Source organism: Oceaniglobus trochenteri (assembly GCF_020529025.1).
Lineage (GTDB): Bacteria > Pseudomonadota > Alphaproteobacteria > Rhodobacterales > Rhodobacteraceae > Oceaniglobus > Oceaniglobus trochenteri.
The window spans coordinates 122,951-133,958 of the sequence record NZ_JACNMM010000006.1 but is presented as its reverse complement, the minus strand read 5'-3'; the positions used below and the strand labels follow the sequence as shown (position 1 = coordinate 133,958).

Sequence of the window (11,008 nt, the reverse complement as noted above, 5' to 3'; positions counted from 1 at the left end):
ATGGAGGAGCCACTCATGTTTCGTAATACACTCAAGTCCGGCATCGCCGCGCTTGCGCTGATGGCGGTTGCGCCGGGCGCGATGGCGCAGGAACTGACGATCGGCCTGCGTGCCGGTCCCGATTCCATCGACCCGCACTGGTCGACCCTGGGCAGCCAGGCCGAAGCATTGCGCCATGTGTTCGACACCCTGGTCGACGTTGACGAGAAACTGCAGCTGAAGCCCGGCCTTGCCGTCAGCTGGGAGCCGATCGACGACACCACCTGGGAATTCAAGATGCGCGAAGGCGTGAAATTCCACGATGGCAGCGATTTCACCGCCGAAGACGTGAAGTTCAGCATCGAGCGTATCCCCGAAGTGACCGGCCCGATGCCCATGACGCTGTATACCAAATACGTGGACAGCGTCGAAGTGGTGGACGATTACACCCTGCGCGTGAAGACCAAGGGCATGGCGCCGTCGCTGCCCAACGATTTCACCCGCCTGTTCGTCGTGCCCAGCGAAACCGGCATGGAAGCGCGCAACGAAGAGTTCAACTCGGGCGAGAAGGCCATCGGAACCGGCCCGTTCAAGTTCGTGAGCTGGGAACCGAAGGGCGACATGGTCGTCGAACGGTTCGACGGTTACTGGGGCGAAAAACCCGTCTGGGAAAAGGTGATCCGGCGCGAGATTCCCGATGATGCGGCCCGCGTGGCAGCGTTGAAATCGGGGCAGGTGGATCTGATCAACTATGTGCCCGCCACCGATTACCTGTCGATGCAGAACGACAGCAGCCTTGAAACCTTCGTGTCGGATTCGGTCTACATCCTGAACATCGCCCCGTCGGTGAAGGACGAAGAGCCCCAGCCGATCAAGGTGAACGGCCAGGAAGTTGACGGCAACCCGCTTCAGGATCTGCGCGTGCGCAAGGCGCTGGATCTGGCCATCAACCGCGACGTTCTGGTGAACATCGTCCTCGAAGGTCTGGGCACCCCGGCCAATCAGCTGATGCCCGAAGGCTTCTTCGGCTATTCCGACAATATTCCGGCACCCGAGTATGACATCGAGCAGGCCAAGGCACTTCTGGCCGAGGCCGGCTATCCCGACGGGTTCGAGATTGATTTCACCTGCACCAACAACCGCGTTCCCGGCGATGCCGTGGTCTGCGAGGCGCTGGCGCAGATGTGGTCGCGGGCCGGTCTGAAGGTGAACGCCCAGGCGCTGAACGGCACCGTCTATTTCCCCGCCGCCGCGCGCGAGGAATACACCATGACCATGTCGGCATGGGGTACGCTGACCGGTGAGGCCGCCTATACCTACGGCGCGCTGGTGCACACGAAAGACCCCGAGAAGGGCTTCGGCAACTTCAACCGTTCGGGCTATTCCAACCCCGAGTTCGACAAGGTCTTCGGTGAAGGCGCACAGACGCTGGAGCCCGAGGCCCGCAAGAAGCTGTACGAACAGGCCTCGGAAATCGCCATGGAGGATCGCGCGCTGATCCCGACCGTGATCCTTCAGACGGTCTGGGCTGCCGACGCCGATACGCTGGATTTCGTTCCGCGCATCGACCAGGAAACCCGCGCCTACGCGATCACCCCGCAAGAGTGATTGCCCGCAGGTCCGCGCCCCCGCGGCGCGGACCTAACGCCAAAACCCCGGCGCGCGCCCCCTGGGGCCGCGCCTGAACGCAGGCAGGAACAGGATGTTCGGATATCTCATCGGAAGGCTTGCTCAGGCGGTCGTCGTGGTCTTCGTCATGTCGATCATCGTTTTCGTGGGCGTCTATGCCATCGGCAACCCGATCGACGTGATGATCGATCCGGGCGCCACGGCAGAGATCCGCGAAAACCTGATCCGCCAGTACGGTCTGGATCAACCGCTCTGGCAACAGTATTTCACCTTCATCGCCAATGTCGCCCAAGGCGACCTGGGCCGTTCGATGGTCTACAACACCTCGGTCACGGGGCTTGTCTTCTCGCGCTTTCCGGCGACGGTCGAACTGGTTCTGGTGTCGGTCTTTATCGCCACCATCATCGGCATTCCCGCCGGGCTGTGGGCGGGGTATCGCCCCAACAGCATCGGCGCAAAGCTGATCATGGCGCTTTCGGTCCTTGGGTTTTCGGTGCCGACCTTCTGGATCGGCATGCTGCTGATCATGGCCTTCGCCGTCGAACTTGGCTGGCTGCCCTCGGGCGGACGCGGCGAGGTAGCACAGTTCCTGTGGTTCAAGACATCGCTGGCCACATCCGATGGCTGGGCCCATGTCATCATGCCCGCGCTTAACCTGTCGCTGTTCAAGATGGGCCTTCTGATCCGCCTGACCCGCGCCGGCATGGTCGAGGCGATGGGCGCCGAATATGTCCGCTTTGCCCGCGCGCAGGGCCTGCCGGATCGCCAGATCGTGTTCTCGCACGTTTTGCGCAACATCTCGATTCCCGTGGTCACGGTCTTCGGGCTTGAGCTCGGCTCGACCCTTGCCTTTGCGGTGGTGACGGAAACGGTCTTCAACTGGCCCGGGGTCGGCAAGCTGATCATCGACAGCATCATGCAGCTGGATCGCCCGGTGATGGTGGCCTACCTGGTGCTGGTCGTCATGCTTTTCGTGATCATCAACCTGGTGGTCGATCTGATCTATGCGCGGCTTGATCCCCGTGTGCGCCTGAAAGGAGGCTCGTGATGGCCGATTCCGCCACGACGACCGGCGGCACCCTGGCCGTGCCCGCCGCCCCGCCCGCCGAAACCCGCGCCATGCGCCTGCGCAACTTCTGGTCGGACTACCGCCAGTCCTGGGTCGCGCTGGCCGCGCTCGCCGTGATCGTGGCGCTGGCCATCGGGGCCTTCGGCGCGCCCTTCCTTGTTCCGCAAGACCCCTATGATCTGGCCAACCTCGACTGGATGGATGCCTTCCTGACGCCGGGCGAGGTGGGGACAGGCGGCTATGTCCATCTTCTGGGCACCGACAACGCCGGGCGCGACATGCTGTCGGCCATCCTTTACGGGCTGCGCACCAGTTTCGTGATCGGCCTTTCGGCCGGGGCGCTGGCCCTTGCCATCGGCATCACCGTCGGCCTGACGGCGGCCTATTTCGGTGGCCGGATCGAGGCGCTTCTGATGCGCGTCGTCGATCTGCAACTGTCGATGCCCGCAATCCTGCTGGCGCTGGTGCTGGTGGCGGTGCTGGGGCAGGGGGTGTTCCAGATCATCCTGGCGCTGGTGGTGGCGCAATACGCCTATTTCGCCCGCACCACCCACGGCGCCGCCACGGTGGAGCGGCGCAAGGACTACATCGAGGCGGCGCGTTCCACGCCACTGCCCACGCGCCGGGTGCTGTTCTCGCATCTTCTGCCCAATGTGCTGCCGCCGCTGATCGTCGTGGCCACGGTGCAGGTGGCAAGCGCGATTTCGCTCGAGGCGACGCTGTCGTTCCTGGGGGTCGGGCTGCCGCTGACCGAACCTTCGCTGGGCACGCTGATTTCCAACGGGTTCAAATACATCCACGCCGGGCGTTACTGGCTTTCGATCTATCCCGGGATCTTCCTGATGTTCACGGTCGTCGCCATCAACCTGGTGGGCGATCAGGTCCGCACCATTCTTGACCCGAGGAACAGCCGATGACCGCCGCACTTGACGTAAAGGGCCTGACCACCCGTTTCGACACCCGCGGCGGCAGCGTGACCGCCGTGAACAACGTCAGCTTTTCCGTCGACAAGGGCCGCATCCTGGGCATCGTCGGGGAAAGCGGATCGGGGAAAAGCGTGACGGGCTTCTCGATCCTCGGTCTGATCGACGAACCCGGCAAGGTCGTGGGCGGATCGGTCCTGATCGAAGGCACCGACCTTCGGGCGCTGTCCCCCGACGACATGCGCGGCATGCGCGGGCGCAAGGTGTCGATGGTCTTCCAGGACCCGATGATGACGCTGAACCCGGTTCTGCGGGTGGGCGACCAGATGGCCATGGCGGTGCGGGTGCATCGGCCGATGAGCAAGCCGAAGGCGCTCGAAGAGGCCCGCCGTGCGCTTGAGATTGTCGGCATCCCGTCGCCCGCCGAACGGTTGAAGGCCTATCCCCACCAGCTTTCGGGCGGGATGCGCCAGCGGGTGGCGATTGCCATTGCCCTGTTGCACAGCCCGGCGGTGATCATCGCCGACGAACCGACAACCGCGCTGGACGTGTCGATCCAGGGCCAGATCCTGGCCGAGGTGCGCCGCCTGGCCGATCAGACCGGCACCGCCATCGTCTGGATCACCCATGACCTGGCCGTGGTGTCGTCGCTGGCCGATGACATCTGCGTCATGTACGCTGGGCGGATCGTGGAACGGGGCACCGCCGAACAGGTCATCTCCGCGCCGCGCCATCCCTATACGCAGGGGTTGCTTGATTCCGTTCCGGCCCAGCATGAACCGGGCAAGCCGCTGCCGCAGATCCCCGGATCGACGCCGCAACTGTCGCGCCTGCCCTCGGGCTGTCCGTTCCGCCCGCGCTGTCCGCGGGCCACCGAACTCTGCGCGACCGAACCCCCCGTCGACGATCGCGACGGGCAGATCGTCCTGTGCCATCACCCGTTGGAGCGCCCATGACCCAGCCCCTGTTGAAGATCGAGAATGTATCGAAGCGGTTCACCCGGATGCCGGGCCTGGCCGAACGCCTGGTGGGGCGGCTGACCGGCGGCGGCAAGCCGGTGGTCGTCCACGCGCTGTCGGATGTGTCGTTCGACGTGGCCCGGGGCGAGGTTGTCGGCATCGTCGGTGAATCGGGCTGTGGCAAATCCACCCTGGGCCGGGTCGTTTCGGGCATCTACGCGCCCAGCGACGGGCGCGTGGTGCTGGATGGCAAACCCGTGGCGCACGAACGTGGCGGCAATGTCGAAAAGCTGACGACGCGGGTGCAGATGATCCACCAGGATCCGTTTGCCAGCCTCAACCCCCGCATGAAGGTGGGCGAAACCGTTGCCGAAGGGCCGCGCCATCACGGGATCATCCCGCGCGGCGAAGTGCAGGCACGGGTGCGCGCCCTGATCGAGAAGGTGGGCCTTGAAGGCGCCTATGCCGACCGCCTGCCGCACCAGTTTTCGGGCGGCCAGCGCCAGCGCATCGCCATTGCCCGCGCCCTGGCCATGGACCCCGAGCTTCTGGTCCTGGACGAGGCGGTTGCCTCGCTTGACGTGTCGATCCAGGCGCAGGTGCTGAACCTGTTCATGGAACTGCGCCGCGATCTTGGCCTGACCGCGCTGTTCATCAGCCATGATCTTTCGGTGGTGCGCCATGTCTGTGACCGGGTCGCCATCATGTACCTGGGGCGGCTGGTGGAACTGGCGCCGGCGGATGTTCTCTATTCCGACCCGAAACACCCCTATACCCGCGCGCTTTTCGCCTCGGTTCCCACCGTGGGCAGCGGCAAGCGCGAATTCGAGGCGATCAAGGGTGAAATCCCCTCGCCCATCAATCCGCCACCCGGTTGCGCCTTTCATCCGCGCTGTCCGCTGGCGGGCCCGCGGTGCCGGGTCGAGGTGCCGAAACTGGCCGGGGCAGGGGCGTCACGCACCGTTGCCTGCCATCTGAACGACGGCGGCGTGGAATTGAAGGACAAGGCTGCATGAGTGAACTGAACGACCGGGTTGCACGGCTGAACGATGTGCTGTGCGCGGTGAATACCCTGAACTGGGACGCGCGCACCCAGATGCCCGCGGGCGGGGCCGAAACCCGCGGCGCCCAGGTGGCAACCCTGATGGGCGTCGCGCGCGAGATGATCCTGGACCCGGGCATGGCCGATGCGGTGGAAGCGGCGGGCGACGATCCGGCCGCCGCCCATGTGCGCGAGGCGATCACCCATCATTCCCGTCTGCCCGCCGAACTGTTGCGCGCCCAGGCCGAACATTCCACCGTGGCCGGGGCCGCCTGGGCCAAGGCGCGGGAAACCTCGGATTTCGCGCTGTTCCGCCCGCACCTTGAAAAGGTGGTGAAACTGGCCCGCCAGCAGGCCGAGGCACTGGGATACGACGGCCACCCCTATGATCCCATGGTGCAGATCTATGAGCCCGGCGAAACCGCCGCCAGCCTCTCTACCTTCTTTGACGAACTGCGCGCCGGCATCCTGCCGGTGCTGGACGTGGCACGGGGCCGGGACAAGCCGCGCACCGATTTCCTTTACCGCGATTACCCGCCAGAATTGCAGCAGGCCTTCGCCCATGAAACCGCCCGCGCCCTGGGCTATGATTTTGACCGGGGGCGCCTGGACACCGCTGTTCACCCCTTCGAGGTCAGCTTTACCCGCAACGACGTGCGCATCACCTCGCGCTGGCCGCGCAATTACCTGCCCATGTCGATCTTCGGCTCGATCCACGAGGTGGGTCATGCGCTGTACGAACAGGGCGTTGCGCCCGAACATGACCGCAGCGCCTTTGCCACCGACATGATCGGCCTTTACGCCGTGGGCGGCACCAGCTTCGGGATGCACGAAAGCCAGTCGCGGCTGCTGGAAAACCATGTCGGGCGCACCGCATCCTTCTGGCAGGCCCATTTCGCCCGTCTGCGCGATACCTTCCCCGAACAGTTGCGCGATGTGACGGTGAATGAATTCGTCGCCGCCGTGAACCGGGTCGAACCGGGCAGGATCAGGGTCGAGGCGGACGAGCTGACCTATGATCTGCACATCATGCTGCGGGTGCGCATCGAGATGGCACTTATGGACGGCAGCCTTGAGGTGGCGGACATTCCCGGTGTCTGGGCCGATGCCATGGCCAACGACTTGGGCGTGACCGTGGACAGCGACGCCATGGGCTGCCTTCAGGATGTGCACTGGTCCTCGGGCTATATCGGGTCGTTCCCGACCTATACCATCGGCAATGCCGCCGCGGCGCAGTTGATGGCGCACTTCGATGCCACCCGCCCCGAGATCCGCACCGCGCTGGCGGGGGCCGATACCGCACCGCTGCGCGCCGCCCTGGGCGAAACCGTCTGGCAGCACGGCCGCTCGCGCAGCCGGGCGCAAATCTTCGACGCGCTTGGCATGACGGCCAGCGATACCGCGCCCTATATCGCCTACCTGTCGGGCAAGTTCGCCTAGGGGTTGGCGGGTGCGGGCCCGGATGCCCGCGCCCGCCACATCGGGTCAGCGGATGAACTGATCGACGTAATCGGCACCCAGCCCGACCGCGGTGTAATGCGCGCGGCACATGTCGATCTTGGTGAACACGTCCTCGTATCCCACCTGCTTGCCCCAAGGATCGACGTAGCACATCACGCCGTTCACCTGGAACAGCGTCATCATCTCGGTCACGTCGTCGGGCACGATCAGGGTGTGGGTTTCTCCGGGCGGTTCGTAGACATAGCCGCCTTCCTCGGCCACCCAGTCATGTTCCAGGTAGCGCCAGCGCCCCTTCAGGACATAGCCATGCACCGGCTGCGGGTGGCGGTGGCGGCTGAGAACGCCGCCCTTCGTCACCTTCAGCACGTTCACCCAGTACCCCTGCGAGGCATTCAGGCAGAGGGGCCGGAAGAACACGTTGTCGGCCTGGGGCACCCAGACGCGATCGTCTTGGGGCACCGCATGCGGAATGACGATATCCGTTCCCGCCTCTTTCGGCATGTCCAGCTGATAGGGCATGCGCTTTTCGTCTTCGCTCTGTGTCATGGGGGTTCCTTACATAACGCCAAAGGTTTCAAGGGCCTCGACCGCCGACATGCCACCGCGGATCGCCTCGCCCACGGCGTCTTCGGTTTCGACCTTTTCAAGGGCGCGGGTGATCACCTCCTGTTCGGCGTCGCGCGGGACGATCAGAACGCCTTCGCGGTCACCATAAAGAAGGGTGCCGGGTTCGATGCGGATGCCGCCGATTTCGATGGCCGTGCGGAAATCGATGACCTTGCCGCGCACGCCCTGATCCTGGGCATAGACGCCGCGGCAGAAGGTGGGGAAGTTCTGCGCCTCGATGCCCTCGGCATCGCGGACATATCCATCGACGATCACGCCGGCGGCCTTGAGGTATTTCGCTCGCGTCGTCATCAGCTCTCCCCAAAGGGCATAGCGGGGCGAGGCGCCCGAGGCGATATAGACCTCGTCCTGCTTCAGATCGTCCAGCGCGTGCAGCATCAGGCCGAAAGGCATGCGCGCCAGCGGGCCGCGGGAATCGTCGGTGCCATCGTCGAAGATGTCGGCCTCAAGCACCGGCATGGCGCGACCGGCCAGCTTGCTGTTCTGTTGCAGGGGCGCGATCCCGGCGGGCAGGAACTGGCGGCGCAGGCCCATCTGGTCCATCACGTCGCCGACAACGGCGGTGAAAAGCCGCTCGCGCATCAGTTTGAACAGGTCGGCGTCGGACTCGTAGGGTTTGCTCATGGGGTATTCTCCTTCTTCATGCGGCGGAATAGCCGCCATCGACCGGGAGGATTGCCCCGGTCACGAAACCCGCGGCGGGCGATGCCAGGAACAGCGCCGGGCCAACCAGGTCTTCGGGCCTGCCCCAGCGGTTCATCGGCGTGCGCCCGGTGATGGCGGCTGAACGTTCTGCATTGTCGCCCAACGGTTGCGTCAGCGCCGTGGAGATCCAGCCCGGCGCCAGCGCGTTCACCCGGATGCCATCGGGCGCCCAGGCCATGGCCAGCGAGCGGGTCAACTGCCCGATGCCGCCCTTCGATGCCGCATAGCCCGGCGCGACAGCCGAACCGAAATAGGTGAGCATCGAGGCGGTGTTGATGACACAGCCCCCCGCCGCCTTCAGCGCCCCGTGGGCGGCGATGCAACAGCGCTGCGTGCCGTTCAGGTTGATGTCGATGACATCGGCAAAGCCCTCGGCGGTGAACTCGGCCCCGCCGCGTCGGATCACCCCTGCGCAGTTGACCAGCACATCCAGCGCCGCGACCCCGGAAAGGAAATCGGCCACCGCCGCGCCATCGCGCACGTCCAGCACGGCCTGCGCCATGCCGCCCGGCAGATCGCAGGCGGCCTCGTGGCCCGAGACCGTCACGCTGTCGCCGGCCTCAAGAAAGCCCTCGGCGATGGCGCGGCCGATCCCGCTGGTGCCGCCGATCACGATGACATTGCGCGTCATTGCTGTGCTCCTTCGGTCTTGCGGTTGCGAAAATGGCGCGCCACGGACAGCGCGATCATCAGGCCCCAGATGGCGAACATGATGAACCCGAGGGTGCCGGCAATCGGGCGCGAGAAGAATTCCAGAAGGTTGCCATCGGCCTTGATGACCGACTTCATGAAATTCTCCTCGATCAGCGGGCCGAGGATCAGCGCCAGGATCATCGGCGCCAGGGGAAAGTCGTTCTCCTCCATCACGAAGGCGATGAGGCCCAGCACCAGCAGCACCCAGACATCGAACAGCGTGTTGTTGGCCGCAAAGGCGCCGATCACGCAGAACAGCAGGATGATCGGGAACAGGATGTTCTGGCGCACCGACAAAAGCTGGCGCGACACCATGATCGCGCCCAGCCCCAGGGGCAGCATCAGAATGTTGGCCAGGATGAACACGGCAAAGATGGCGTTGACCAACCCGGTATCCATGACAAAGACCATGGGCCCCGGCGTGATCCCCTTCATCAGCAGCACCCCGATCAGGATGGCGGTGATCGTATCGCCGGGAATGCCGAAGACAAGGCTGGGCACATAGGCCCCCGACAGGGCGGCGTTGTTGGCGCTTGAGGCGCTGACGATGCCCTCGGGGTGGCCGGTGCCGAACTTCTCGGGCGTGCGCGAGAATTTGCGCGCCAGGGCAAAGGCGATCCACGATGCGATGTCGGCGCCCGCGCCGGGCAGGGCGCCGATGCCACTGCCCAGAAGCGAGGATCGCGCGACGCCGCCCTTGTATTTCCACAGGGTCGCGCCCACGCCCGAAATGGCCCGGCGCAGTTGCAAAGGCGGGGTGGGGGGCAGATCGGCGGGCGCGGCCGCCTTGCGCAGAATCTCGGTTATGGCGAACATTCCGATCAGCACCGGAATGATGGAAATGCCGCCGATCAACTCGGTATCTCCAAAGGTGAAGCGGCGGATGCCCATGACCACGTCAATGCCGATGGTGGACAGCATCAGCCCCGCACAAAGCGACAGCACGCCCTTGCTGCGCGGTCCGTTGCTGACCAGGATCGCGCAGGACAGGCCCAGCAGGGCAAGGAAGAAGTATTCATAGCTGGAAAAGCCCAGCGAGAAACGCGCCACCTGCGGCGCGGCAATGATCAGGATCGCAACCCCCACCAGCCCGCCGATGGTGGAACAGACAAGGTTCACCCCAAGGGCCAGCTCGACCTGGCCGTTCTGGCGCATCTTGTAGGCCTCATCCGTGTAGGCGGCCGAGGCCGGCGTGCCCGGAATGCGCAGCAGGGCACCGGGGATGTCACCGGCGAAGATGGCGGTGGTGGTGGCGGCAACGATGGCGCCGATGGCCGGGATCGGATCGAGAAAGAAGGTCAGCGGCACCAGAAGGGCGGTGCCCATGGTGGCCGTCAGCCCGGGGATCGACCCGATCAGCAGACCATAGGCCGCCGCTCCCAGGATGATCAGGAAAACGCCCGGCTGAAGAACCTGGGCAAAACCGGCAAGAAGGGTTCCGTCCATCAGTAGATCACCTCGGTCAGCAGGCCCAGTGGCAGCGGCACCAGCAGGAGTTTCGAGAACAGCAGCCAGATGGCCCCGGTGGTCAGCAGCGCGATGGGCACCGCCATGACGGGGCGCACCTTCATGATGCACAGAAGCGCCGTCATCAGGACCGGCACCAGCAGCGGAAAGCCCACCGGTTTGCTGAGGAAGATGTAGACAACGACAAAGCCCACCATGGCCGCCATCCGCAGGGGCGCGCCCGGTGTGCGTATCCAGTCCGACAGGACCAGTACCGGCGCCCGCGATCTGACCCCGCCCAGGATCAGGCCGCCACCGCAGATCAGCATGATCACCGCGATGATGCCGGGAAAGGTGCCCGGCCCGTAGGGCTGGTTGGGCAGGGTCGGAAAGGTCCGCACCTGAAACAGGACCACCACGGCGATCAGGGCGAATACCGCGCCCAATATGGCATCATTCAGTTTCATCGGCGGAC

11 protein-coding genes are annotated in these 11,008 nt (G+C 64.9%); 6 read left to right on the top strand and 5 right to left on the bottom strand.

Going from position 1 to position 11,008, the window contains the following annotated elements; all coding sequences use genetic code 11:
- Positions 1-15: 15 nt before the first annotated feature.
- From H7828_RS11815 to H7828_RS11790, 6 genes are all read left to right on the top strand, one after another.
- Entirely contained in the window at positions 16-1,587 is a 1,572-nt protein-coding gene (locus H7828_RS11815) for an ABC transporter substrate-binding protein (protein ID WP_226781242.1), read from the top strand.
- A 94-nt stretch (positions 1,588-1,681) separates the two neighbouring features.
- Positions 1,682-2,656: an ABC transporter permease gene (locus H7828_RS11810; protein WP_226781241.1), complete on the top strand. Its 975-nt coding sequence runs from the start codon at positions 1,682-1,684 to the stop codon at positions 2,654-2,656.
- The gene (locus H7828_RS11805) at positions 2,656-3,594 is read left to right on the top strand and encodes an ABC transporter permease (protein ID WP_226781240.1); all 939 of its coding nucleotides are present in this window, start codon (positions 2,656-2,658) and stop codon (positions 3,592-3,594) included. Before H7828_RS11810 ends, H7828_RS11805 begins: the two co-directional genes overlap by 1 nt.
- Entirely contained in the window at positions 3,591-4,556 is a 966-nt protein-coding gene (locus H7828_RS11800; protein WP_226781239.1) for an ABC transporter ATP-binding protein, read from the top strand. Before H7828_RS11805 ends, H7828_RS11800 begins: the two co-directional genes overlap by 4 nt.
- Positions 4,553-5,575, top strand: a complete 1,023-nt coding sequence (locus H7828_RS11795; RefSeq protein ID WP_226781238.1) for an ABC transporter ATP-binding protein — start codon at positions 4,553-4,555, stop codon at positions 5,573-5,575. The genes H7828_RS11800 and H7828_RS11795 overlap by 4 nt, the downstream gene beginning before the upstream one ends.
- A complete protein-coding gene (locus tag H7828_RS11790) occupies positions 5,572-7,041 on the top strand; it encodes a carboxypeptidase M32 (RefSeq protein ID WP_226781237.1) in 1,470 nt (489 codons plus the stop codon). Before H7828_RS11795 ends, H7828_RS11790 begins: the two co-directional genes overlap by 4 nt.
- A 45-nt stretch (positions 7,042-7,086) precedes the next feature.
- On the opposite strand, the gene H7828_RS11785 is transcribed toward H7828_RS11790, so the two are convergent.
- The 5 genes from H7828_RS11785 to H7828_RS11765 are packed head-to-tail and all read right to left on the bottom strand — an operon-like array spanning position 7,087 to position 11,000.
- On the bottom strand, positions 7,087-7,608 hold the full coding sequence (locus H7828_RS11785) for a 2,4'-dihydroxyacetophenone dioxygenase family protein (RefSeq protein WP_226781236.1): 522 nt from the start codon (positions 7,606-7,608) through the stop codon (positions 7,087-7,089).
- A gap of 9 nt (positions 7,609-7,617) precedes the next feature.
- Positions 7,618-8,313 carry an RraA family protein gene (locus tag H7828_RS11780; RefSeq protein WP_226781235.1) on the bottom strand — a complete coding sequence of 232 codons (696 nt, stop codon included), beginning with the start codon at positions 8,311-8,313 and terminating at the stop codon, positions 7,618-7,620.
- A gap of 16 nt (positions 8,314-8,329) precedes the next feature.
- Positions 8,330-9,025, bottom strand: a complete 696-nt coding sequence (locus tag H7828_RS11775) for an SDR family NAD(P)-dependent oxidoreductase (protein WP_226781234.1) — start codon at positions 9,023-9,025, stop codon at positions 8,330-8,332.
- Positions 9,022-10,533 carry a tripartite tricarboxylate transporter permease gene (locus H7828_RS11770; protein WP_226781233.1) on the bottom strand — a complete coding sequence of 504 codons (1,512 nt, stop codon included), beginning with the start codon at positions 10,531-10,533 and terminating at the stop codon, positions 9,022-9,024. Before H7828_RS11770 ends, H7828_RS11775 begins: the two co-directional genes overlap by 4 nt.
- Positions 10,533-11,000: a tripartite tricarboxylate transporter TctB family protein gene (locus H7828_RS11765; protein ID WP_226781232.1), complete on the bottom strand. Its 468-nt coding sequence runs from the start codon at positions 10,998-11,000 to the stop codon at positions 10,533-10,535. The genes H7828_RS11770 and H7828_RS11765 overlap by 1 nt, the downstream gene beginning before the upstream one ends.
- Between the last annotated feature and the right edge of the window lie 8 nt (positions 11,001-11,008).

Bases quoted from the DNA above. Each gene is read 5' to 3' on its own strand.
- H7828_RS11815 (WP_226781242.1), top strand. From the start codon at position 16: ATGTTTCGTAATACACTCAAGTCCGGCATCGCCGCGCTTGCGCTGATG.
- H7828_RS11810 (WP_226781241.1), top strand. From the start codon at position 1,682: ATGTTCGGATATCTCATCGGAAGGCTTGCTCAGGCGGTCGTCGTGGTC.
- H7828_RS11805 (WP_226781240.1), top strand. From the start codon at position 2,656: ATGGCCGATTCCGCCACGACGACCGGCGGCACCCTGGCCGTGCCCGCC.
- H7828_RS11800 (WP_226781239.1), top strand. From the start codon at position 3,591: ATGACCGCCGCACTTGACGTAAAGGGCCTGACCACCCGTTTCGACACC.
- H7828_RS11795 (WP_226781238.1), top strand. From the start codon at position 4,553: ATGACCCAGCCCCTGTTGAAGATCGAGAATGTATCGAAGCGGTTCACC.
- H7828_RS11790 (WP_226781237.1), top strand. From the start codon at position 5,572: ATGAGTGAACTGAACGACCGGGTTGCACGGCTGAACGATGTGCTGTGC.
- H7828_RS11785 (WP_226781236.1), bottom strand. From the start codon at position 7,608: ATGACACAGAGCGAAGACGAAAAGCGCATGCCCTATCAGCTGGACATG.
- H7828_RS11780 (WP_226781235.1), bottom strand. From the start codon at position 8,313: ATGAGCAAACCCTACGAGTCCGACGCCGACCTGTTCAAACTGATGCGC.
- H7828_RS11775 (WP_226781234.1), bottom strand. From the start codon at position 9,025: ATGACGCGCAATGTCATCGTGATCGGCGGCACCAGCGGGATCGGCCGC.
- H7828_RS11770 (WP_226781233.1), bottom strand. From the start codon at position 10,533: ATGGACGGAACCCTTCTTGCCGGTTTTGCCCAGGTTCTTCAGCCGGGC.
- H7828_RS11765 (WP_226781232.1), bottom strand. From the start codon at position 11,000: ATGAAACTGAATGATGCCATATTGGGCGCGGTATTCGCCCTGATCGCC.